Below are 23,360 nucleotides of genomic sequence, written 5' to 3'. Positions count from 1 at the left end.
GAAGCGCCTGGAGCACAAATCAACAGCCCAGTTTATCAGAGCCAAAATAATTGGCTGTGTTACATTATTGATTTTACAAATCGCCTCTATTTAACGTATCATATAGTAAAATGATGTTCCATAATAAAGAACATATGAAAAGAATATCATTTAACTATTCCCAATAAAAGAGGTAGATGTAATGTCTAATGTTCAGTCAATTGAACGTGCCCTAACCATATTAAACAAGCTTTCTGAGTACCCAGATGGCATTCAAATTGCGCGTCTGACAGAGCAGGTTGGTCTAACAAAAAGTACAATTCATCGTCTGTTAGCTACTTTAGTAAGTATGAATTATGTTGTAAAAGATGAAGAAACAGACAAATATAAACTCGGTTTACAAGTCCTCTTTCTTTCTAGAAACCTATTAAATAACTCGAGTATTGTAACGATAGCAAAACCATATCTCGAGAAACTATCACAAGAAGTCAATGAAACCGTTCATTTATGCATAGAGGATCACGGAGAAGTGATTTATATCGATAAAATTGAAAGTAATCAAACCATCCGAATGTATTCTCGTATTGGAAGCAGAGCTCCCATGTATTGTACGGGTGTAGGAAAAGTATTACTTTCAGATGCGACTCCAGACCATCTTAATAAAGTGATTTCAAACACCGAGTTTATTCCCAAGACCCCGTACACGATCACCTCAAAAGAAGCCTTTTTAAAGGAAATTGAAATGGTTAAGATCCAAGGTTATGCATTAGATAATTCTGAGAATGAAGAAGTTCTAAGGTGTATTGCTGCACCAATCTATGACCACAAAGGAAAAATCATAGCAAGCTTTAGTATTTCAGGACCAAGTAATCGCGTGACAATGGAAGTAATCAACAGTACATTAATTGAAAAAATGAAACAGTATAGTCTAGCAATCTCAAGGAACCTAGGATACTCTGGTTCTTGAGTATAGGTGGTATTCTCATTCCATGAGAATACCCTTTTTTTTGTGATTAAATACTAAAAGCAAAAGCAAGGAAAACGCAAAAAAGGGTTTTCTTTACTTTTGCAATCAACTAAAGCTCTACTTTCGAGCCTTTCATATAACCTTCTAAACTCTCTCTATCAGGTAATCCGTCATTATCTCCTGGTGACATGACGGCAAGAGCCCCAATGGCTGCCCCGCGTTTAACCGCTTCCTCGATAGGAAGACCTTCCAGTATTCCGCTGACCACACCAACAGCAAAGCCATCACCAGCTCCTACTGTGTCGACTACTTTCTCTACAGCGAAACCCTCCGTATAAAATTGTTTTCCTTCAGAACTGGTAAATGCACCTTTTGCCCCGAGCTTGATGACAACGGTTTTAACACCTGCAGCATGGTAGTATGCCGCAATCTCCTGAACGTCTTCGCTGCCCGTTAACAGCTTCCCTTCTTCAATACCAGGAAGAACGATGTCTGCATGACAAGCTAGATCATTAATAACTTGAGCCATTTCCTGTTTATCAGCCCAAAGACCGGGACGCAGGTTAGGATCATAAGAAATTTGCACTCCCCTTGCTCGTGCCTCTTTCATCAATTCATAAACCATCTCCCGGCAGCCAGCGGATAATGCTGGTGGGATGCCTGTCAAATGAATATGGTCAAAGCCATCCCAGTTTATGTTTTTGATGGTTTCAAGATCCATATGTGAAGCGGCAGAATTCTTGCGGGCAGAGAACACTTCCGGGTCACCGCTTGCTACCTTTTGCTTCCACTGCATTCCCGTCAAAAGACTAGGTTCATATGTCACATAAGTAGTATCAATTCCATTCATTTGAAGAAATTTTTCGATGTTTTTTCCAAAGGGGTCGCTTCCCAATTGGGTAATATACGTAACTTGATGTCCTAAACGAGACATACCGATGGAGAAGTTCACTTCTGCACCTGCAACAAATCGATCAAAACGATTAACATTTTCCAATGGACCCTCTTGCTCTGCAACAAAAAGTGCCATAGGTTCCCCCACAGTGATAATTCGACTCATGATATTTCCTCCCTGAATTTAAAGAGAGACATAGATATGTCTCTCTAGGTTATTAAGCCGTAAGTTTTTCCCCTTTTTTACTACCTAACTCACCATTTTTCTTTTTCATATAATTAGAATAATATGCTGTCAAAATAGGTACTAATATTGAAGTGACAATGACGGACGTTGCCACCATCGCAGTAGCTGATTGTGCTGCTGTAAGAAATTCCGGTTTCATTTCGGCAATAAGCATTGGGTTGGCTACTGCAGCCCCTGCTGTACTAGAAGCAGCAAGTCCTGCTGTACCATTACCTTTTCCGATAAATTTATCAGCTAGGATTAATGGAACACCTGTAATGATGATGACGAGAACACCTAATAAAATACCGCTAAGACCTGTTTTTCCAATTACCGCTAAGTCAATCGTGTTACCTAAGGCAAAACCAAAGAATGGAATCATTGTTTCTGTTGCTCTACTGAAGAATTCACGTAAATCTTTATCAAGGTTTCCAAGAACAAAACCAATTAGGAATGGTAATACTGCACCAACAAAAGCTTGTGGTTCAAATACAGCTACACCCGTACTGCCTAAAATCAACATGGTTACTAAAGGACCTGATTCAAGGGACATTAAGACAAATGCACCGGCATCTTCTTTTGATCCGTATTGCTGCATAATAGAGGCATAAAGACCACCATTCGTCATATCCATTGCAGCTACTAGCGCAAGAACGGTAAATCCAGCAAATATACCTGTCTGTATTCCATCAACTGGCAGGAATTGCATCGCAATAACAGCAACGATCCATGCAACCGCTATCTTTGTTATCACAAGTGTTCCTGACTTTAGTAAAACCTTACCTGATGCTTTAATATTGATACTTGCACCCATACAGAAAAACCATACTGCTAGAATTGGAACCGTACCTGATATCAATCCATTCGTAAATCCTCCGAAATACTCGCCCGCTCCAGGTGTAAACGTATGGACAAGCGCTCCTAATACTAATGGCACTAACATTAATCCACCAGGGATTTTTTTAATCGACTTCATAATATTCATTTTGAATACCTACCTCTCAAGTCTGCATAAGGATATTTAATCTACTGAAATGCAACGATGGTCCTTTAGAAACCGTTTCCTATTTAACTCTAGGTCGCACAGTTTTCCTTTTGTCTCCGCTTACAATTTAACTTTAAGAACTACTTTTCTAACCTTTTGCTTTTCGCCGTCAATAATCCCTGTCATATGAGAATCCTCTGGGAGACAGATCATAACGTCTCCCGGATTCATCGTGATCATGGAATGGACATCCCCTTCAAAAAAGGCTGCATCCTTCTCTTCGTTGTATGCTTCTTTTACCTGCTGATGTTCAATATGGTCTACTGCTATATTTTCTTTGCCTTCTAGAATGTAATGAAAGTCTAGATAAACTTGGTGCGCTTCCCAAAAGCAAGCTTCTGCTTCTTTCGTTTCATATTCGTTCAAAAAGAAGAACAAATCTTCACCAAGCTCATGACGTCCAGCATCATAGGCTGAAAAGTCATGTTCTTTTAATAGAAGTAAAGTAGATTGTAATGTTTCAGAAAAAATCTGGCTTTCTACTAAGTCATTTAATTTACCAGTTAGCAACGTTATCAGCCCTTCCGATGTGTGTTCCTGAGTTTTAGCGGACTAACCAACCGCCGTCAACTGCAAGAACATGTCCATTCATATAATCAGATGCCTGACTAGCTAGGAATACAACTACTCCCATGTAGTCTGCCGGTGTAGCCCAACGGCCAGCCGGAATACGAGAAAGGATATCTGCACTCCGCTCTTCATCTGCACGAATTGGAGCTGTATTCGCTGTTGCAACATAGCCTGGAGCAATCGCATTAATTTGGACATTGTATTGTGCTAACTCATTTGCAAAGGATTTGGTAATACCAGCAACGGCATGTTTACTTGCTGTGTATGGCGGAACAAATTTACCACCCTGGAAAGATAACATGGAACAGATATTAATGATTTTTCCGCTTTTTTGCTCGACCATTACTTTGGCAACAGCTTGGCTTAGAAGATAGACAGCGTTCAGGTTAATTTCCATGACAGCATCCCAATCTTCTTCTTTGTATTCAAGTAACGGACTGCGTCTGATAGTTCCTGCATTATTTACAAGAACATCAATTCTTCCATATACACTTAGGCATGTATCAACTATTTGCTGTAAAGTTTCTCTAGCTGTTAAATCTGCTTGATGAAAATATACTTTTCTTCCTGTTTCTTCAATTAGCTCTCTTGTTTCATCCCAGTTCGTATCATAAGAGACAATAAATAAATCAGCACCTGCTTTCGCTAATGCGACAGCATACCCTTGTCCAAGACCAGTATTTCCTCCTGTCACGATAGCAACCTTACCTGTTAAATTAAAAAAATCTAGTGAAAAATCTCTTAAACTCATGATATAGCACCTCTATATTTCTATTTTAGTAGTCTGGCAGATGTAAGATGAATGGCGCGAACCAAATTATCTCAATTCATCCATTGTTACTTGATCCATATCGTTGTAGGTTTTATTATCGCCTGCCATTGCCCAGATAAAAGTATAATTGCTTGTAGCAGCCCCACAATGAATCGACCATGGAGGAGAAATCACCGCTTGTTCGTTTTTCATCACGATATGACGAGTTTGTGTTGGTTCGCCCATCATATGGAACATTCTTGCATTTTCATCTAAATCAATATAAAGGTAAACTTCACTTCTACGGTCATGTGTATGTGTTGGCATTGAATTCCACACACTTCCCGTACTTAACTGAGTCATTCCCATAACAACCTGACAGCTCTGAATTCCTTCTTTGTGAATCATTCTGCGAATAACACGATCATTTGCAGTTTCTAATGCTCCTAATCGATCACCTTCAATATCTTTAAAGGCAACATGCTGGGTCGGATATTCTTTGTGAGCTGGAGCAGAGTACAAGTAAAATTTCGCAGGACTTTCTGCTGATTCACTTGAGAAAAGCAACTCTCTTTTACCTAAACCGATATACAAGCAATCTTTATTTTCCATATCAAACGTTTCACCATCAACAGTGATTGTTCCGGTGCCGCCAACATTGAAAATCCCAACTTCTCTTCTCTCTAGGAAATACTCAGCTTTCATCTGATCATTGCCCTTTAGAGAAATCGTTTCTTCAATAGGAGTGATTCCGCCAGTAATCGCACGTTCTTCCATCGAATAAACCAGTTTAATTTCGCCTGGTACAAATAATTCCTCTATTAAATAGTGTTTCCGAATTTCTTCCGTAGTAAATGTTTTGGCATGATCTGGGTGTGTTGAATACCTGATTTCCAAAGTGTACATCTCCTTTTATACTAGCAAATTATCCGTTCCGTATTGTGGAATCATGTTTCATAATTTAATTATAACGCTTTCTTTTCCAAAAATCAAAGCATAATGTGAAGAAATAGTGAACCTTTTCTCAGGACATGGCAGGACATGGGGACGGTTCTCCCGGTCTTTCCTAAACGAAAAAAGGCACAGCTAGCTACCTCCGCTAGTTGTGCCTTTTTGAGCGCAATACTTCCGATTTTTCTCTCGCTTATACCTTGCTACTAAAAAAGAAGATTGGACTTTTCTAATAAAATACAAAAACCGCCTTTACTTATGGTAAGGTTCTCCGTGGCGTATCAAAATGAGGTTATCTTGGATTTTTTTTAAATAATAAAAAGATTGCTAAATCAAGTCAGCCTTTAAAAAATCGTCTCGTCATGGGTTTCATCTCATTTTCTTTAAGTCTTGTCCTCAATTGAGTAACCAACGAAAGTAAAATAAGCGGAGATTTTCCGGTTAGGTACGGAATGAAGCTCGATTAGGGGTAAATAAGGGGAGGTTATCCGGTTATTCAAGGCAAAACCCTCTAAATTTCAGCTTTTCGAGTCAATAGGCGGAATATCTCCGTCTATTGGGTAGATTTTTAATGCTATTTACTAATTAAGCGGAATTGTTCCGTCTATTTATCAGATCGGGTGGTTAACCTGATCCCCCAATCGATAAGAGCGGACCCTCCTGACCCCTGATGCAGGAATCAGCATCTTTTTATCGACTAGTTGAGAAAGTACTTTTTTAACCGGCTTGTCACTTAACTTCAAATACTTCTCGACTTCAATTGGGGATATGTCTTCTCCTTTTCGAATCGCTAGGCGAAGCACTTCCTTTTCGAGAAAGGACAGAGATGTCTGGTCCAGATCATCACCCAGCCATCGGCCAATCACTTGCTGAACAATCTGTTGGCATCGACGAGGCTTCTCTTTAACTTGGTCATAAGAAAAGCGGATTACGGTCCATCCATCAATCACCAACTGGTTTTGACGTTCCAGGCTGTCGGAAAATTGCCATCTGCTTATGTTCTTTAAGTGAGGACCATACCCGTCGATCTCAAGACAAATCCGGATAGCGGGACGAATATAAGCAAAATCCAAATACCTTTTGCCATCCTTAAAATCATCGACTTCATATTCTGGATGAAGATACCGAAATTGGTGAAATGAGGGCCACCACACTTGCTTCAAAAACAACATTTCAGCATGGTTGTCCCCTTCTTGCAAGCGCCTCAACCGTTCACCGGTTCTTGCCTGCAAGTGAGTATTCATAAAGGTCTGGTATTCTTCTTCAAATCCCATAACATCCCCCTCTTCCTATCTAATAGTCATGTCTTTTTCAGCACCCTAACTAATAATTTTCTTCAAATGCAGAACATCTAAAAATGGGCATTTAATAGATACATAATCAATACCCCGAATGAATCATCTCCATTATTAATCATTTGAACTTCGGACAGATTTTTTAAATTAATGAGAGTTTATAAAAGAGGTTTAATGTGACTTCAATTTGGAGAATTGTAAACGCAAGATAAGACTTGCGGAGTAACTAAGATAAAAAGAATACTTAGAGAAAAACTTGAGGATAGAGCTATTTTTAGTTTAGTAGAAATCTTACATTTGTCAATTCATTTTCTTTACCTTTAGAATTTCATTTACTTAACCCACATAGGTTTATTTAATAGGTTAATTTTAAATTAATAAAATATGGGGGAATAGTATGAAAGCATTCAATAAAGTCATTGTCGTAACAGGTGCCGGTGGCGGGATTGGGAGAGAACTCGTTTGCCAGCTTTTAGAAAAAGGAGCTAAAGTCGCAGCCATCCTCCACAAATCCGGCCTAGAGGAAATAAAGTCATTAACAAATGTCTATGGAGACAAGATTTCAACACACATTGCTAATATAGCTAACCGAGAAGATGTGGAAAAGCTCCCTGAAGAAATCATCGCCGTTCACGGATGCATAGATGGAATTATTAATAATGCAGGAATTCTTCAACAGTTTCATAGTGTGAATGATCTTGATTATGAACAAATTCAAAGGGTCATGGATGTTAACTTTTACGGGACGCTCTATATGTGCAAATCGTTCTTACCACACCTTTTAAATCGACCAGAAGCTCACATTACTAATGTTTCAAGCATGGGTGGATTTCTTCCCGTGCCGCTTCAAACGATTTACACAGCTTCAAAAGCAGCTGTCAAAATGTTAACGGAAGGTCTTCATCTAGAGCTTAGAAATACCAATGTAGGCGTAACCGTCGTCTTTCCTGGTGGAGTCGACACGAACATTGTCCAAAATGCTGGAATTAAGATAGAAGGTGCTGACAACCATTCATATAAGATGCTCAGCGCAAATGAAGCGGCTGCAATCATTATTAAAGGTATGGAAAATAAAAAATACCGAGTATTAGCCGGAAACGATGCAAAAATAATGGACTTCTTATATCGTTTAAATCCGAAAAAAGCAACGGACATCATTGCTAAAAAGATAAAAACACTTTAGATAAAAGAATATAAATGGTGCGATGAACCGTATCATAAGTAACTACAGAATATATAAGTTTAAAAACTGTATCTTATAATAGATACAGTTTTTGTATTTTAACAAAAAGAGAGTTTTTAATTTCATAATTAGAAAATAGAAGGCCTTAAAGGTCTTTGACCAATATACAATTCCATCTAGTATTACAATCTAAAACTCTTAGTCTAACAAAATACACATTATTTAAATAGAAGAAAAACTTACTTATTTTCTAATAATTTCGGATATTTTTTTATATTGTTTGTATTCTTAATATTGTGATAAATTAAAGCGATATTCAGGCTCCCTGTGTAGGAAAGCTGAGAGATGAATAAATAAAGTTTTATCAATTGACCTTTATAGGGTTAACAAGGAGGAATGTATTAAATGAAAAAAAGGGCATTAGCACTAACCGTATTAATCATGCTCTCCCTTATTACTGTTACAGTCGTTGGAGCAAAGTCGTTATATGTAACAAAACCAGTGCCAAAAGGGGAAAGACATTCCATTTCAGAAATTGTCCATCCTAGTAGTAAATGGGAAAAGGTAGCTTCCGGAAGCGGATTTATGGAGGGCATTAATTTCGACCGCAGCGGAAATATTTGGATGGTTAGTCCGCCTACAGGCGAAATTATTAAGGTCGAAGACGATAAGCTTTCAATCGTAGAAACATATGTAGGGGAGCTCCCAGTAGGGACAAAGTTTCACAAGGATGGACGCCTATTTATCACAGATGTTACTGGAAAACTTTACGCCTATGACCCAGTTACTAAAAAACGCACGACCATTGTAGATTCCTACAATGGCAAACCTTTAAATGGACTAAATGACCTCGTATTTGACCAAGCTGGCGGACTTTACTTTACAGAGCCAATGGGATCCAGTGCAACGAAACCAATAGGCCGTGTCTTCTACCTGCCGCCAAATAGTGAAGAACCAGTACTCTTTCAAGAAGGTATTGCTTATCCTAATGGGATTGCGATTTCAGCGAACGGTCAACGTGTTTATATCTCTGAATTCGCTACAAATCGAATTATCTCTGTACCTTCAAAGAATGCTAAAGACGCGCGTGAAACACCGTTTGTCTTCGGTCAATTTGAAGGCGGAATCGGTCCAGATGGATTGGCCGTCGATACGGAGGGCAATCTTTATGTAGCCCATTTCCAGGCTGGCGAAATTGTCATACTTGATGCTAGTGGATTTAAATACGGTACCATTCGCCTGCCTAAGGATGCGGGGACTTTTACCACCAATCTGACTTTTCATAATGGATACCTTTATGTAACCGAGTCATTGAAAAATGAAGTTTGGCGAATTAAGGTCAAAAAGGATGGTTTGCAGCCTTTCGGGTTGCAATAGAACTCGCTCACGCTGTTGTCTTCTTAGCAGAAAACGACTTCATAACAGGTACAACCATCCATGTTGACGGCGGTTATACTGCAAAATAATGAAGTACAGGAAAAGTCAAATAGATTTATAAAAGCCGATTTTCTGGTCATTGAGAAAATCGGCTTTAGTTTTATCTTAATTTTACCAATTCGAATTCTCTAAGAAAACCGCATTTACTTATGGTACGGTTCACCATGATGCATCTAAATGCGGTTTTATTAATATTTTATTTTCTCCGTTTGTATGTGCCCTCCAATAGACCGAATCCATTGAAGTATTGTTAACTAGTGAATCGTGATTTAACATCAAACACTAATTAGCTATCGAAAAATAGCTCTTTCATATAAGGAGAGATATGTACCATTCTGTATAAACTATTTTCGCCTCCACTATTCAATTGAATTTTTAAAAACATCTTTTCATTCGACAAAAATATTGGTAATTCGACAAAAACAGTTGACCTTTAAGAATTAAACATATAGAATTTTTACATATTTCAAAAAAAAATGAGGGTTTAGTATGAAAAATGTATTATTCAGGAGAAAAAATCTCGGCGAATTACTGGAAAAAAAGGTAGATATCCAGCTGCAGCAATCGTTAGGAGCCTTTGATTTAATGCTGCTTGGGGTAGGTGCCATTGTCGGAACAGGTATATTCATTCTTCCTGGGACAGTAGCTGCGGTGCATGCTGGACCAGCTATATTTTTTTCCTTTATTATCGCTGCTATTGTCTGTGCATTGGCAGCTATGTGTTATTCAGAATTTTCTTCATCCATACCAGTAACGGGCAGTGCATATACGTATGTATACATTGTATTTGGAGAATTAGTCGCTTGGTTAGTTGGATGGGCTTTGCTGTTAGAATATGGCTTAGCAGTTGCAGCAGTTGCAACAGGTTGGTCTGCTTATTTAGGTGCTTTGTTAGAAGGTTTAAATATTACCATTCCAAAGGCCATCTCTGGTTCTTTTAATCCAGCAGAAGGAACATATGTAAATGTACCGGCTATAGCCATTATATTTGCCACTGCTTTTTTATTAACGCTTGGAATAAAAGAATCTACGAAGTTTAATACGATCATGGTAGCTATTAAAGTAGGTGTTATTCTCTTATTTATTGGAGTAGGTATTTTTTATGTTGAGCCTGCTAATTGGCAACCATTTATGCCCTTCGGAATCAATGGCGTTATAAATGGGGCAGCCCTTGTTTTCTTTGCTTATCTTGGGTTCGATGCTGTTTCGTCAGCTGCTGAAGAGGTAAAGAACCCACAACGTAATATGCCAATTGGAATTATTGGATCATTATTTATTTGTACAATACTTTATGTAGCTGTTTCGCTTGTTTTGACTGGGATGGTGTCATATACAAAGCTAAATGTAAGTGATCCAGTTAGCTTTGTTATGCAGATAGTTGATCAAGATTGGGTGGCTGGCATTATTTCACTTGGTGCTGTTGTTGGGATGATGACCGTTATACTTGTTATGTCATATGGCGGAACTAGACTTCTTTACGCGTTTGGCCGTGATGGATTGCTGCCTAAAAGTATGTATGAGCTTAGTAAAAAATATAAAACACCCGTTAAAAATACTTGGGTTTTTGCAATACTTGTAGCTTTTTGTGCCGGCTTCATTCCGCTATCTAAGCTAGCAGAACTAGTAAACATGGGGACATTACTTGCATTTACAATCGTTTCAATCGGAGTTATTTACTTAAGAAAAAATAAGAGTATACCATCCAGTGGTTTTAAAGTACCATTCTTTCCAATCTTACCGATTTGTTCATTCCTATTATGTTTATTTTTAATTACTCAGCTCTCTGTCTATACATGGATTGCATCCGGTATTTGGTTTGTATTTGGATTACTTTTCTATTTTGCTTATGGTAAAAAGCATAGCGTAATGAATAAAGAATAAGAAATGCAAAAAGTGAGCTTACGTTGTCATACAGAGACAATGTAAGCTCACTTTTTTAGATGAAGATAGAGAGAACAGTAAGTCCCATCGCTTTCATTTCAGTTAAAAGTGACCTAGAGATCACATCATTAAACCATGTAATCCTATTAAGAGTGTAAGATGATAACATAGCTGGCGTAAGTATAGATATAGGTACCCATTCCCCTAACCTTTCCACAGAACAAAACCGCTTACTCGACTTAAATCACTTAGCTATTCTAAGAGCTTCGATAGTTTTCTGCTTATCCTTTTATTAACCAAACTAAATAATTTCTTTAATAAATAAATGGCGATTAGAAAAATAAAGGCAAAGTATTCGGGAATTTCCATTACTCTAAAAGGGCTTATGGCATTACGCCATGCTGTTTTCATTTCATATCCCAACAAGAGGTCGATTCCGAAGGAACAACTTATTAATATCGCTAACATCGCTATGGTTATAAGGATTATTTTCATTTTTTTATCACCTACTATTTATCTATGATTCCTCATTCCTTTTAAAAGTGCTCTGGTACTTTCTAGAAAAAAAGGAATACCTTTTCAATATTCGCGGAAAATAATAAAAAAGCAGGAAAGGTTTAGTGACGATGTCTCTATTTTCCCTATCCAGAAAAATGAAAAAATTAAAACTGCAAAAAAAACACGCTCAACAAAACGACCAGTCATCAAAAGCAATCCACGGCTCTTTACAAGATCAAATAAATTTCATTAAAGAAAAAACTGGGAATAGCATTGATGTTGTCATCCGAAAGTTACAGCTTGGGATTGGCAATGGACCTGATGCAGCGGTTGTCTTTGTAGAAGGGATTGCCGATAGTAAGGCCATTAACGACTTTTTGATTGAATCGATTATGAATAATAGTACTGTTCACAACAGCATGCCTATTTTTGAAATCCTTTTTGAAAAGGTAGTAGCGCTGGGTGATGTAAAAGAAATTACGGATTGGGACAACTTGTACCTATCTTTAATGTCCGGTGAGAGTATTATTCTGGTTGATGGTGCACAAAAAGCACTTAGTGCCAGCACGAGAGGCGGGGAGCAGCGTTCTATCCAAGAACCTGGCAGCCAGGTAACGGTTCGGGGGCCGAGAGATGGGTTTACTGAATCTATTCGTACCAATACCGCTTTAATTCGCAGACGTATTCAAAACCCCAATTTATGGCTGGAAAATATGAAGATCGGCAGCGTCACGAAAACAGATGTTTCCATTATGTATATTAAAGGCATTGCAAAGGATGAAATTGTTGAGGAAGTCCGGAATCGATTAAAAGGAATTGAAATTGACAGTATTCTTGAATCAGGTTATATTGAACAGCTTATTGAAGACCAGGCATTGACGACATTTCCAACCCTCTATCATACCGAAAGGCCGGATATGGTTGCTGGGAATCTCCTCGAGGGAAGGGTTGCGATCATTGTGAATGGAACCCCTTTTGTCCTAATCGCACCGGCTGTTTTTATCCAATTTTTCCAGTCGGTAGAAGATTATTATGGTCGGGCTGATATTGCAACTGCACTGCGTTTCTTAAGGATTTTAATATTCCTTATCTCGATTATCGCACCAGCTACCTATATTGCGATTACAACTTTTCATCAGGAAATGATACCGACACAGCTGTTAGTTGCAATCGCAGCCCAGAGGGAGGCAGTTCCTTTTCCGGCATTGGTCGAAGCACTGATTATGGAAGTTGCTTTTGAAATCCTCCGTGAAGCAGGGGTAAGAATGCCTAGAGCAGTGGGGTCAGCAATTTCCATTGTTGGTGCACTGGTTATTGGACAGGCAGCAGTACAAGCAGGGATTGTTTCCCCTGCTATGGTCATTGTTGTGGCCATTACTGCCATTGCCAACTTTGCAACTCCAGCTTTTGCAGTGGCCATCTCAGCACGTCTAATTCGCTTTGGATTTATGTTTGCAGCTGCAACTTTCGGCTTTTATGGAATCATTTTGGGTGTTATCATTCTTGCCGTACATTTATGCAGCCTTCGGTCTTTTGGAGTACCATATTTAACCCCAATGGCCCCCCTTATCCTAGCTAACATAGGCGATTCAATTATCCGTTTGCCACTTTGGGCACAAAAAAAACGTCCAAGACCGATTAGCACAGATAACGAGAATCGGGTAGGCGATGATCAGAAACCCACACCACCTGAAAGCAGGGGGATGGTCAACTCTGTAATAGAAAAAGGTGACCAGGATGAAAAATAAGCGATTATTGTTTTTATTAGTATTTTTAAGCAATACGCTCCTTTTATCAGGTTGTTGGAGTAAAAAGGAATTAACCGACTTGGCTATCGTTGCAGCTATTGGAATAGACAAGAATGAAGAAGGCAGATATGTTGGCACATTGCAAATTATCAATCCAGGTAACGTTGCAGGCGGTATGCAAGGCGGCGGCGGGAGTCAAGGTCCACCCGTTTCCGTTATAACGGGAACAGGAGATAGTATTGTGGAGTTAAGTAGAAGGACATCCCGTAAATTGTCAAGAAGACTGTATTATGCGCATACAAATTTAGTTGTCATTGGTGAAGATCTTGCAAAAGAGGAATCCATCAGCAACATTCTTGATCCACTTGAACGTGATGCGGAATTCCGGAGTACAGCAATCATCGTAATCGCCCAGGGAACGAAAGCTTCCGACATTGTTAAAGTGTTGACAGCAATTGATAAAATCCCAGCTAATAAAATAATCAAAACGTTAAAATTCACTGAAAGGACATGGGGAGAAAATATCTCTGTTAGTATGCAGGATGCGATAAAGACACTTGTCTCGCCCGGTAAGGAACTAGTGGTTTCGGGATTTCGTATGAGCGGAGATGTTGATAAAGGGAAAAGTATGGAGAATACGCATCAAACTGAACCCTCCTCCTTACTTTACGCAGGGAGTCTAGCGATATTTAAAAACGGGAAGTTAACGGATTGGATTGATGGTGAGACTGCAAGAGGGTCTGTATTCCTCCTCGACAAATTAAATGCATCTGCCATTGGTGTAAAGTGGGAAGGAAAAGACGAAGCTATATCATATGAATTAATCAGACAAAAAACAAAGGTAATGGCAAAAATGGAAAAAGGAAAGCCCCGAGTTTCAATTGAGGTTCAAGCGGAGGGTAATATTGGTGAGTCACGGGTGTACACAGACCTTAATAATCCTGATGTACTTTTAAAAATAGAAAACGAAATAGAAAAGGAAATTAAAAAAGAGATTTTGATGGCTGTAAAGCAGGCCCAAAATAATAAATCTGATATTTTTGGTTTTGGAGAGGCACTTCACCGAACAAACCCTAAGGAATGGAAAAAAATGGTCTCTAAATGGAATGACGTTTATTTTCCAGAAGTGAAAACAGATATAGTAGTGGATGCCTTTATTCGTCGAACAGGATTACGTAACAACCCCCACCAAGTTAATAAGTAATAATCAAAAAGGATGAAAAGGATGTGACAAAAGCGTGGAAAAGGCAAAAATAAGCTTATACCAGCTTTTTGTCCTAATCTCGATATTTGAACTCGGCAGTGCGATTTTGGTACCTCTGGCAAGTGAAGCCAAACAAGACGCCTGGCTGGCCATTCTCTTTGGAATGTTAGGAGGTCTATTCTTATTCTGGGTAAATTACCGTTTATTTCTTTATTATCCAGAGTTAGTACCCCCGGAATATATGCAAAAGCTGCTTGGAAAAATTGTAGGTACAATCCTTGCCTTTTGTTATATTATTTTTTTTATGTATGCGGCAGCAAGAGTACTTCGCGATTTTGGAGAGATGCTCCTGACCTTTGCCTATCTTGAAACTCCCTTATTTATTGTAAATGCCTTATTGATGCTGGTTATTATTTATGCTGTTAGCAAAGGTATTGAGGTTGTCGCAAGGACGGGAGAATTATTCTTTGTTTTTATCTATTTTCTTGCTATTTCTGGTTTTATTCTGATTGTCTTTTCTGGGCTCATTGATATCAATAATTTAAAACCTATACTAGAGGAAGGTATTTTTCCTATAGCTAGAGTAGTTTTCACTCAAACCTTATATTTTCCATTCGGTGAAGCCATCGTTTTTTCAATGATTTTCCCCTACGTAAAAGCAACAAAAAGGAAAAGTGCAAAAAAAATAGGTTTATTTGCAATAGGGCTAAGCGGAATTAATCTTGCCATTACCATGGCGATTAATATTGGTGTATTGGGTGTTGACCTAACTGCCCGCTCACAATTTCCGCTTTTAAGTACCATTCAAGGCATACAAGTGGCAGAATTTCTTGAACGTCTGGATGTTTTTTTTATGATATCTATGGTCATCTGTATCTTTTTTAAGGTAAGCATATATTTTTATGCTGCCGTTGCAAGTACTGCAGTTATATTCAAGATAAAAGAACCTTCAATGTTAACATACCCCATGGGGATGATTGTTTTGTTCATGTCTGTTACAATCGCAAGCAGCTATGCTGAGCATTTAAAGGAAGGGTTGGAATTTGGCACACGATATTTGCACCCGTTCTTCTTTATCATTATTCCCTTACTGCTCTTAGGAATTGCCTTTTTAAAAAACCGAAATAAGTAGTAAACATGAATAAATTATAAAGGACAAGGGGCTAAGTGGAAAACCGTGGGGACGGTTCTCCTGGCTTTTTTCACTTGGTTAATGGTTAAAAGGTAATGAGACATTTACCAAGTAAGAATAACCAAAGGATTAGTCCAGGGGAACCGTCCCCACGGCAACCCCCAATTAAATAAAACCCTCAATTAGCAACCATTACTACGAAACTAATCAAACGTTTGGTTAGCCAAAAATAAACGAACCAATCGTTTGATTAAATCTGCCCAAAATCCTTTTGGCAAACGAACTCTAGCATGCTTAATAGCAAATTCTTGTCGACGAACCACATCGATAAATCCCCCCATTAATAATTCATAAAAACGAGTATTCTACATATAACCACACGTTTTGATATTACATAAACGTTTAATTAAAACCGCATAGAGCACCTATAAACAAAGTACTTCTATTATAAAAATGGGGGGAAACATGTCGAACTTGAAACTATGGATACCTTGACTTTTATTCTTAATACTTCTATTGCACGTTCGCAGACCCACCGATCGAATCTTCTTTATACCCCTGTTAGTTAACTTCCTACCTATTTATCGTTCTCTTCACAGTTACGATTAGATTAGCAATAAAACTGTAATAAAAATGGAATGAATTTTTACTAGTTTCCCCCAGTTTACTGTTGAATTCAACTTCTAAAAAAAAATATCGACATTACCCTTCGAGCAAATAAGTGATAGTTCTACTTTAATCTAGTCTTTGCGACACTTTATTTAATAAACATTTATAAAAATTAAGTGAATTTCCTTTTAGATTCCCCCAATTTACATTATTATTTAGCCGCTTTATTATTTGAATTAGTCATAAATTAACTCCCTATTTATAGAATTTGTCACTTCCATCCCTAAAACCTACTAACTAACATCAATGACAGTCATCCTACCAAACAATTTATATTTATACCAAAATTTTAATCTACTAATCACTCAATCATTTTAGTAAAGAAATATAAAACTTATAGATCTAGGATCACAAGTTTTATATTTAAAAATAAAAAAGGAGCTAAGCGTATGAATAAAAGTAAAAGTAAGGTATTTAAGGTAACCATATTCGTTCCATACTTTTTGGGCTTGTACTAATTCCTTACTTGCTCCCATAGTTGGCTGGAATGTATTTGCAATATGTACATTCTCAACCTGAACAAATAACAGTTCAACAACCATAAAACCTTCATTTGACTAAGAAAAAGCTATCGTTCCTATTTATTTTCGGAATTGATAGCTTTTTCATTTGCTTTAAACAAGCGTATTCTTTTTTAAAAGAGATCCCGCTCCGTCAATATAGATTTCGCTGCCCGAAATGTATTTGTCTTGGTTGGAAACATGGAATAGGACCAGATTGGCGACCTAGTTCTGGAATTCATACTCTATGTGGTACGGTTCGAGAAGATTGTATAAAAAATTCGCCTCTATTTATGGTAAGGTTCTCCGTGTTATACTAAATGATGATTATATTATATTTTTTTATATAATTACTAATTAAAAAGTTCTATCTCTCCGAAATTTATGCCTTGTTATCCTAATATCCGAAAATAGCTACATTTTGATTTTGCAAAACAAACTTATTATCTAACCATGCTAAAGTGTTCAAAACATACCCTAAAGAATCTGCATTATATCTTCCCGCAATTTTTTGATACGCCAAAAGCTCATACACTCCATTTGAATCAAAATCTACAGGATATAAGCCGCTTAGAGGATTTACAAAACCAGTAACAGGACTTTTCAGTTTCCCTTTTTCATCATATATTTCATTTAAATACTCAGCGTCTCTTGTTGAAATGTCTATCAAGTACTTTTTATTATTGATTTTGCTGACAACTTCTACTTTGTAATTGTCTTGATAACTAACCTCATATTGGTATTGCTCATTATATTCATTGAAATCAAATCGTAATTGTGGTGTATTTTCCACAAAGGAATAAATATAATGGAACATGATTCCACCACTGCCGCCTGTAGCAATACTGATTAAAATATCATCTACTCCATTGCCAGTAAAATCCCCTACGAATATCGTAGGATTGTAGCCAGCATTTTCACGAAGTGGAACACTTTTTACGCTGCCAGTTCTTCCATCTTGAACAAGCAGGGTGATATTTTGAGTAAATGGACTAGCTGGAGTCTTTATTCCGGTCAAATAGACATTTTCAGATACGCGATCTCCCGTTACATCACCACGTGCAAACGAAACAATACTTGGCTGATTCATAGTAATCCTAGAATAATAGTTAAACATAACATACTCCTTTTCATGATGAACATCATCATCATTTTCTAAAGGTCCACTATCTAGCCTTCATTAAGTAATATCTAATCACAAGCATCATAAAATTTAAAAGGCCAACTGAATTTAGCAATAAAATATTATACGCTCCCCGCTCTCGAAGTTTCCGGAGGATTGGATTTCGTTAATGATTCATCAAAATGGAGGAAAAAAAATGAGGAAGTACAGTTCTTTTTCTGGAACAGTAACAATGATTCAAGATTATTTAGTAGGTTCAGATGAGGAATTAAAAGGGTGTTTTAAATTAATGTCCTTATTAGGAGGAGATGGTTCAATAGTAAATTTCGTTATTAGTCCAACAACCTATTTTCTAGACCATGTTATCGTTTCAGTTGGAGACCGTGTGACTGGTTTTTATGATGTCAATGTACCTGTTATTCTTATTTACCCGCCACAATATCAAGCCCTCATAATCGTAAAAGATAACCCTTATCAAAATGTAAAGGTAGACTATTTTAACAGCCAGCTGGTGAGTAGTGATAGTCAGTTACAATTGAATATTTCTAGTAATACTCCGATATTATTACAAAACGACCAACCCTTCACATTGAATCCTGGAAACCGAAATCTACTTGTTGTATATGGTCCTGCCACATTTAGCATTCCAGCCCAAACTACTCCCTATAAAATCATTGTTCTGTGTTAAACGCATTTAGAAAATTCAAGGGGCGTAACAGCCCCTTTTTATTTAGCAAATGGGCTTTTACATTTTTTTTTATGCATATTTCAGCCTCTTCCCAGGAACCTTATCTTATAGTCGTTTTCATTTACAAAAACCTCATTTACTTATGATACGGCTCACCGCATCTATTTAAGCGGCGGTTTTTAAACATTGAAAAGAGAATGCCCTTTAGTTTCAGGCATCCTCTTTTTAATTAAATTTTTATGTTAATATTTCTTTCTACTGCAATAATCACTGGGCGATCGTATTCCTGGGTAAATATCAATGAACAGGACTACTGATTACTCAAGGTTTATCTGTTTGAATCATTACGAGATTGACACGTAGATACTGTACTTAATGCTATTTACATGCAATAACTTCAACTTCGCATAGTACATTCCTTGGTAAAGTTTTAACTGCAACGCAAGAACGGGCAGGATTACCTGTAAAGTATTTTGAATACACTTCATTAAATTTATTAAAGTCACTCATATCCGCCAAAAAGCATGTTGTTTTGATTACTTTAGTGAATTGTGTGCCTTGGTCTTCTAAAATTGCTGCAATATTTTTCATTACTTGCTCAGCCTGTATTTCAATCGTATCACCCACGATTTCTCCAGTCTCAGGGTCTAATGGAATTTGGCCTGATGTAAATAATAGATTACCAAACAAGATTGCCTGAGAGTATGGCCCGATTGCTGCTGGAGCGTTTTCTGTATTAACTATTTTTAACATTTTTTATCCTCCTACATATTTTTTAGTTGATTTTAGCTTTCCGGATGACTTTTCCAATTATTTCATATACTTTATGCATACCCTCTAAAACTATTTTTTCCTATTCTCTTAATTCCTTTAATATCATTCTGTTCATATACAAAGGGGGAATATCCACTTTTACTGGATGCAGTTTTGGTGGAATATCAATTTATCTGATATCACACCTACTATCTACAATACTTATTCCTTAAATTTAGTACAAACTTTACACTTTTTTCAACACCAAGTTTCTGGTCTTCTATCATCTTTTCCAAGAGGGAATCGGGAGGATAATAATAATCTTTTGGTTTAATTAAATTTGGGTCATATGGTGCTTCATCAACCTTAAATGCACCTTCTCCAACTTCATATACGCCTCCAGTTCCTGCAGCCCTTTTAAAGGATACGGCATATGGAAAGCACATTTCAATATTTATTCTGGTTAAAGTTGAGCCCTTCATTAATATTTTAAAACATTCCTCCAGGTCAATATTTCCTTCCCCGATCGGCACCCCGCATACTTTATATTCGTCCTCATCTTTTATAATAATATGATCCTTAAAATGGGTTGTATATGCATATGGTGCTAACATTTTAACTGCTTCAACTGGATCTTCCCAGGCCATCATGCCATTTCCAACATCACAATGGGCTCCAACCCATGGGGAATTTATCTGATTTATAATGTTTATTACTTCACTTGAGGTCTCCTCCTCATGGTTTTCTACTGCCAACTTTATCCGATATTTCTCTAGTAGCGGCACAACTTTTTTAATTTCACTAGGTGCTTTTTTTAACAATTGTGCATCATACTCTCCCCTACATACGTATGTGCGAATTACATCCGCGCCTATTCTATGTGCTGTTTCAATAACCTTGCTTAGATGTTCAGGATCTGTTCCATTTGTATCAATTTCTGAATATAAGTTATATTTATCAATTTCTTTTTTGACTCTTGCTAAGTATTGGGGATCAAATGATTCCAGCACACATATTTCTTCACGTTCCGGCCAAGGAATAATATTTAACATAACGCCATCCAAACCTAAGTCAGCTGCTTTTTTAATAAAACTAAATACATCCATTCTTCCCGTAACGAATAACAAGTGATAGCTTTCTGTTTCTAATCCTATTTTCATAAAAACATTCATCCTTTCAATATTTATAGTATTTTGCTTGTAATGTTTGTATAATTATATCCCAGTTATGTTGGAGTTACAATGATTTAATTGCAATATTGTGTACTAATGTTGAATTTAAATAAAGAAATTATATGTTAAACCCTATTAGGACGAGAAACCACAATAGATTTGCAGATTATAAACAGTTAAGACAACTTTAACACAAGGATTAACGATTTTAATACACATAATTACACAACACCACTTCCAATCACACACCAATCATGTTATTATCAGAATATAAAACTTATTTAGTCTAAAAAGGGAGGCTTATTATGGGGAAAAAGAAGCTTTTAAATCAGAAGCAGCTGTCATTTGTAGCGTTAATGCTTGGTGGAGGTGCTATTTATAAACTGTATTTTATTGATTCAGTTTTTTATATTCAAATGCAAAAGTTTATGGGGCTGTCGCATACCCAAATAGGATTGTTATATAGTATTGCAGGAATAGTAACCACTATAGGCTTTTTAACGGCTATATTTATAACCGACAGATTCTCGAAGAAAAAAATGATACCGCTCGCACTTATAGTTAATGGTTTAGCAGGTTTAGGTATGGCGACCTTTCCCTCATTCCCAACATTATTAATTCTTTATTGCTGCTTTGCGATATGCTCAGATATGCTTTTTTGGCCAACAATGTTAAAAACAATTCGTTTAATGGGATCTGAAACGGATCAAGGAAGAATGTTTGGGTTTCTTGAATCGGGCAGGGGATTAATAGATACAATTATTGCATTTGCCGGGCTAGGGCTTTTTACAATATTAGGAAGCGGAGCATTAGGTTTTAAAGGTGCTATTGTATTCTTCGCAGGACTTGCTATTGCTCTTGGAATATTCTCTTATTTTGCAATTGAAGATGACGAAATTAGTAAAGTCGCAAAGAGCTCCGAGAGAAATAAAATTGCCTTTGAGGGTATGATGAAAGCGTTTAAAAATATCGGTATATGGATAGTTGCTTTTAATATATTCTCTGTATACACTGTTTACATTGGAATTAGATATTTTGTTCCCTTTCTAGAGGATATTTATTCAATACCAATAGCACTTGCTTCTGCATATGGGATAATTAACGGCTATGTATTAAAAATGGTAGGTGGACCATTAGGAGGATATATAGCGGATAAAGTAACTAAATCCGCTGCAAAGTTTATCAGAATAATGTTGATAATCACATTTATCTTCCTTTCCATTAATATACTTTTGCCGCATGGAAAAATAAGTGTGTATATAGCCTTTGTCATTTCCATATCCATTGCTTCTAGTATTTTTTGTATGAGAGCTGTTTATTTTGCTTCTATGGAAGAAGTAAAAGTACCTCGTGAAATTACAGGTTCAGCAATGGCTTTGGGTTCCTTTATTGGTTATTTGCCTGGTGCTTTTATGGCTACTATATACGGAACGATTTTAGACTCGAATCCTGGCTTAACAGGGTATAAATTAGTATTTACAACAATGGCTGTCTTGTGTTTGCTTGGAGTATTTGTTAGTTCGATTTTGGTGAAAAGAATTAAAAAGGTAAATGAACTTGGAAATGCTTAAAAATTACTGGTAATATCTAAGGATTTACCTGGAGACGCAGGACTACGGTGGTTAAGCGGAGCTGACGCAAATTCTACATGGGAAAGGCAATCTTTGTTCCTTTAGTGGACTATAAAAGGGCATAAGATTAATTAACCCGACACAATAGGAATGAATTACAATTCACCGCATGGCTAACAGGGGAAGATAGATTTAATCTTTCCCTGTTAGCCAGGGGACAGGCGGCATAACCAAAATTAAGTGATCAACTTCATTTAGTATTTTGCTGTAATTAATAACCCTTTTCTAAAGTTAATAACACTGAATCAAATTAGGGGGGGAATTTTGTGTTAGCAGAAGAAAGAAAAGACAGTATTTTGCAGATGATTGATGAAGATGGTAGTGTTAAGGTTTCTAAACTAATCAAACTATTTAATGTTTCCATTGAAACTATTAGAAGAGACCTTGAAACCTTGGAAAAGGAAGGTGCATTAACACGGGTATATGGCGGGGCAGTATTGAAAAAAAAGAACCATCCATCAAGCTACCTAAAAAGAGGAGAAGAATATATAGAACAAAAGAGGGAAATTGCTTCTATTGTTATGAGATATATAGAGGAAGAGCAAGCAATTGCGTTGAATAACAGTACTACAAATATTGAAATTGCAAAGGAACTGAAAAAGAACTTTACTAAATTAACTATTATAACAAATTCCCTGATAATTGCCAACGAGCTGGCAAGAATGGAAGGTTATACAGTTATTTTAGCGGGTGGAATTCTGGATAATAAGGAATACGCATTTTATGGGGAGTTTACGGAAAGTATACTTTCTAATTTTATAGTTGATAAAGCATTTATCAGTGTAAGTGGGGTATCTCTAACTCGAGGGGTTACAGATTATGTGTTAGGTGAAGTGGAGGTTATGAAAAAGTTAATGCAGATTTCCCAAGAAAGTATTATCTTGGCAGATAGCAGTAAAATAGATAACATATCCTTAATTAAAGTTACGGATATTCATGAAGTGAATTTAATTATAACCGACTCTAAACTAGAAAAGGAAGTTTTAAATAAGTACCTAAAAAAGGGCATTGAAATTGTTAATAAATAGTTTGAATTGTATTCTTAGATTTGATATTTCAAAAG

The 23,360-nt window shown here is 37.0% G+C and carries 20 protein-coding genes and 1 pseudogene; 11 read left to right on the top strand and 10 right to left on the bottom strand.

What is annotated here, in order from left to right:
* Window positions 1-181 precede the first annotated feature (181 nt).
* On the top strand, window positions 182-946 hold the full coding sequence (locus CHI06_RS25660; RefSeq protein WP_095251488.1) for an IclR family transcriptional regulator: 765 nt from the start codon (window positions 182-184) through the stop codon (window positions 944-946).
* A 109-nt stretch (window positions 947-1,055) separates the two neighbouring features.
* Here the strand turns inward: CHI06_RS25660 and CHI06_RS25655 are convergent, their stop codons facing one another.
* From CHI06_RS25655 to CHI06_RS25630, 6 genes are all read right to left on the bottom strand, one after another.
* Complete coding sequence (locus CHI06_RS25655) at window positions 1,056-2,006, bottom strand: sugar kinase (RefSeq protein ID WP_095251487.1); 951 nt, start codon at window positions 2,004-2,006, stop codon at window positions 1,056-1,058.
* Between the two features lie 52 nt (window positions 2,007-2,058).
* Entirely contained in the window at window positions 2,059-3,051 is a 993-nt protein-coding gene (gene kdgT, locus CHI06_RS25650; protein WP_095251486.1) for a 2-keto-3-deoxygluconate transporter, read from the bottom strand.
* 120 nt (window positions 3,052-3,171) lie between these two features.
* On the bottom strand, window positions 3,172-3,621 hold the full coding sequence (locus CHI06_RS25645; RefSeq protein ID WP_095251485.1) for a YhcH/YjgK/YiaL family protein: 450 nt from the start codon (window positions 3,619-3,621) through the stop codon (window positions 3,172-3,174).
* A gap of 34 nt (window positions 3,622-3,655) precedes the next feature.
* The gene (gene kduD / locus CHI06_RS25640) at window positions 3,656-4,432 is read right to left on the bottom strand and encodes a 2-dehydro-3-deoxy-D-gluconate 5-dehydrogenase KduD (protein ID WP_095251484.1); all 777 of its coding nucleotides are present in this window, start codon (window positions 4,430-4,432) and stop codon (window positions 3,656-3,658) included.
* 66 nt (window positions 4,433-4,498) lie between these two features.
* A complete protein-coding gene (gene kduI, locus CHI06_RS25635) occupies window positions 4,499-5,329 on the bottom strand; it encodes a 5-dehydro-4-deoxy-D-glucuronate isomerase (protein WP_095251483.1) in 831 nt (276 codons plus the stop codon).
* 665 nt (window positions 5,330-5,994) lie between these two features.
* Window positions 5,995-6,657 carry a hypothetical protein gene (locus tag CHI06_RS25630; RefSeq protein ID WP_095251482.1) on the bottom strand — a complete coding sequence of 221 codons (663 nt, stop codon included), beginning with the start codon at window positions 6,655-6,657 and terminating at the stop codon, window positions 5,995-5,997.
* Window positions 6,658-7,075: 418 nt separating this feature from the next.
* Here CHI06_RS25630 and CHI06_RS25625 point away from each other — a divergent pair, with 418 nt between their 5' ends.
* The 4 genes and pseudogenes from CHI06_RS25625 (at window position 7,076) to CHI06_RS25615 (ending at window position 11,179) form a co-directional block, all read left to right on the top strand.
* Entirely contained in the window at window positions 7,076-7,861 is a 786-nt protein-coding gene (locus CHI06_RS25625) for an SDR family NAD(P)-dependent oxidoreductase (protein ID WP_095251481.1), read from the top strand.
* A gap of 405 nt (window positions 7,862-8,266) precedes the next feature.
* Entirely contained in the window at window positions 8,267-9,238 is a 972-nt protein-coding gene (locus tag CHI06_RS25620; RefSeq protein WP_095251480.1) for an SMP-30/gluconolactonase/LRE family protein, read from the top strand.
* Window positions 9,238-9,327 (top strand): annotated as a pseudogene (locus tag CHI06_RS30810) (short-chain dehydrogenase); the annotation flags it as partial. The gene CHI06_RS25620 and the pseudogene CHI06_RS30810, both read left to right, overlap by 1 nt.
* Window positions 9,328-9,787: 460 nt before the next feature.
* Window positions 9,788-11,179, top strand: a complete 1,392-nt coding sequence (locus CHI06_RS25615; protein WP_095251479.1) for an amino acid permease — start codon at window positions 9,788-9,790, stop codon at window positions 11,177-11,179.
* A 252-nt stretch (window positions 11,180-11,431) separates the two neighbouring features.
* On the opposite strand, the gene CHI06_RS25610 is transcribed toward CHI06_RS25615, so the two are convergent.
* Window positions 11,432-11,674, bottom strand: a complete 243-nt coding sequence (locus CHI06_RS25610; protein ID WP_095251478.1) for a hypothetical protein — start codon at window positions 11,672-11,674, stop codon at window positions 11,432-11,434.
* 131 nt (window positions 11,675-11,805) lie between these two features.
* Between CHI06_RS25610 and CHI06_RS25605 the strand changes: the two genes are divergently transcribed.
* The 3 genes from CHI06_RS25605 to CHI06_RS25595 are packed head-to-tail and all read left to right on the top strand — an operon-like array spanning window position 11,806 to window position 15,761.
* On the top strand, window positions 11,806-13,425 hold the full coding sequence (locus CHI06_RS25605) for a spore germination protein (RefSeq protein ID WP_095251490.1): 1,620 nt from the start codon (window positions 11,806-11,808) through the stop codon (window positions 13,423-13,425).
* Window positions 13,415-14,629: a Ger(x)C family spore germination protein gene (locus CHI06_RS25600; RefSeq protein ID WP_095251477.1), complete on the top strand. Its 1,215-nt coding sequence runs from the start codon at window positions 13,415-13,417 to the stop codon at window positions 14,627-14,629. The genes CHI06_RS25605 and CHI06_RS25600 overlap by 11 nt, the downstream gene beginning before the upstream one ends.
* 34 nt (window positions 14,630-14,663) lie before the next feature.
* Window positions 14,664-15,761 carry a GerAB/ArcD/ProY family transporter gene (locus CHI06_RS25595; protein WP_095251476.1) on the top strand — a complete coding sequence of 366 codons (1,098 nt, stop codon included), beginning with the start codon at window positions 14,664-14,666 and terminating at the stop codon, window positions 15,759-15,761.
* A gap of 1,566 nt (window positions 15,762-17,327) precedes the next feature.
* On the opposite strand, the gene CHI06_RS25585 is transcribed toward CHI06_RS25595, so the two are convergent.
* Window positions 17,328-18,047 (bottom strand): spore coat protein, encoded by a 720-nt coding sequence (locus CHI06_RS25585; RefSeq protein WP_095251474.1) that lies wholly within the window; start codon window positions 18,045-18,047, stop codon window positions 17,328-17,330.
* A gap of 202 nt (window positions 18,048-18,249) precedes the next feature.
* On the opposite strand from CHI06_RS25585, the gene CHI06_RS25580 reads away from it, so the two are divergent.
* A complete protein-coding gene (locus CHI06_RS25580; RefSeq protein WP_095251489.1) occupies window positions 18,250-18,741 on the top strand; it encodes a hypothetical protein in 492 nt (163 codons plus the stop codon).
* Window positions 18,742-19,119: 378 nt separating this feature from the next.
* On the opposite strand, the gene CHI06_RS25575 is transcribed toward CHI06_RS25580, so the two are convergent.
* Window positions 19,120-19,494 (bottom strand): RidA family protein, encoded by a 375-nt coding sequence (locus tag CHI06_RS25575; RefSeq protein ID WP_095251473.1) that lies wholly within the window; start codon window positions 19,492-19,494, stop codon window positions 19,120-19,122.
* Window positions 19,495-19,703: 209 nt separating this feature from the next.
* Window positions 19,704-20,654 (bottom strand): sugar phosphate isomerase/epimerase family protein, encoded by a 951-nt coding sequence (locus CHI06_RS25570; protein WP_095251471.1) that lies wholly within the window; start codon window positions 20,652-20,654, stop codon window positions 19,704-19,706.
* A 317-nt stretch (window positions 20,655-20,971) separates the two neighbouring features.
* Here CHI06_RS25570 and CHI06_RS25565 point away from each other — a divergent pair, with 317 nt between their 5' ends.
* Together CHI06_RS25565 and CHI06_RS25560 are read left to right on the top strand one after the other, a co-directional pair.
* Complete coding sequence (locus CHI06_RS25565; RefSeq protein WP_095251470.1) at window positions 20,972-22,237, top strand: MFS transporter; 1,266 nt, start codon at window positions 20,972-20,974, stop codon at window positions 22,235-22,237.
* A gap of 326 nt (window positions 22,238-22,563) precedes the next feature.
* Window positions 22,564-23,325, top strand: coding sequence for a DeoR/GlpR family DNA-binding transcription regulator (locus CHI06_RS25560; RefSeq protein WP_095251469.1), 762 nt, complete (start codon window positions 22,564-22,566; stop codon window positions 23,323-23,325).
* The last annotated feature ends 35 nt before the right edge of the window (window positions 23,326-23,360 follow it).

Origin of the sequence: Bacillus sp. 7884-1 (assembly GCF_002272245.1) — a bacterium.
In the GTDB taxonomy this organism is placed as follows: Bacteria; Bacillota; Bacilli; order Bacillales; family Cytobacillaceae; genus Neobacillus.
The sequence above is the reverse complement of the archived record's forward strand: the minus strand, read 5'-3'. Positions and strand labels throughout refer to the sequence as shown.

Bases quoted from the DNA above. Each gene is read 5' to 3' on its own strand.
- CHI06_RS25655 (WP_095251487.1), bottom strand. From the start codon at position 2,006: ATGAGTCGAATTATCACTGTGGGGGAACCTATGGCACTTTTTGTTGCA.
- CHI06_RS25660 (WP_095251488.1), top strand. From the start codon at position 182: ATGTCTAATGTTCAGTCAATTGAACGTGCCCTAACCATATTAAACAAG.
- CHI06_RS25575 (WP_095251473.1), bottom strand. From the start codon at position 19,494: ATGTTAAAAATAGTTAATACAGAAAACGCTCCAGCAGCAATCGGGCCA.
- CHI06_RS25600 (WP_095251477.1), top strand. From the start codon at position 13,415: ATGAAAAATAAGCGATTATTGTTTTTATTAGTATTTTTAAGCAATACG.
- CHI06_RS25630 (WP_095251482.1), bottom strand. From the start codon at position 6,657: ATGGGATTTGAAGAAGAATACCAGACCTTTATGAATACTCACTTGCAG.
- CHI06_RS25610 (WP_095251478.1), bottom strand. From the start codon at position 11,674: ATGAAAATAATCCTTATAACCATAGCGATGTTAGCGATATTAATAAGT.
- CHI06_RS25615 (WP_095251479.1), top strand. From the start codon at position 9,788: ATGAAAAATGTATTATTCAGGAGAAAAAATCTCGGCGAATTACTGGAA.
- kduD (WP_095251484.1), bottom strand. From the start codon at position 4,432: ATGAGTTTAAGAGATTTTTCACTAGATTTTTTTAATTTAACAGGTAAG.
- CHI06_RS25605 (WP_095251490.1), top strand. From the start codon at position 11,806: ATGTCTCTATTTTCCCTATCCAGAAAAATGAAAAAATTAAAACTGCAA.
- CHI06_RS25580 (WP_095251489.1), top strand. From the start codon at position 18,250: ATGAGGAAGTACAGTTCTTTTTCTGGAACAGTAACAATGATTCAAGAT.
- kdgT (WP_095251486.1), bottom strand. From the start codon at position 3,051: ATGAATATTATGAAGTCGATTAAAAAAATCCCTGGTGGATTAATGTTA.
- CHI06_RS25625 (WP_095251481.1), top strand. From the start codon at position 7,076: ATGAAAGCATTCAATAAAGTCATTGTCGTAACAGGTGCCGGTGGCGGG.
- CHI06_RS25585 (WP_095251474.1), bottom strand. From the start codon at position 18,047: ATGTTTAACTATTATTCTAGGATTACTATGAATCAGCCAAGTATTGTT.
- CHI06_RS25620 (WP_095251480.1), top strand. From the start codon at position 8,267: ATGAAAAAAAGGGCATTAGCACTAACCGTATTAATCATGCTCTCCCTT.
- CHI06_RS25570 (WP_095251471.1), bottom strand. From the start codon at position 20,654: ATGAAAATAGGATTAGAAACAGAAAGCTATCACTTGTTATTCGTTACG.
- CHI06_RS25565 (WP_095251470.1), top strand. From the start codon at position 20,972: ATGGGGAAAAAGAAGCTTTTAAATCAGAAGCAGCTGTCATTTGTAGCG.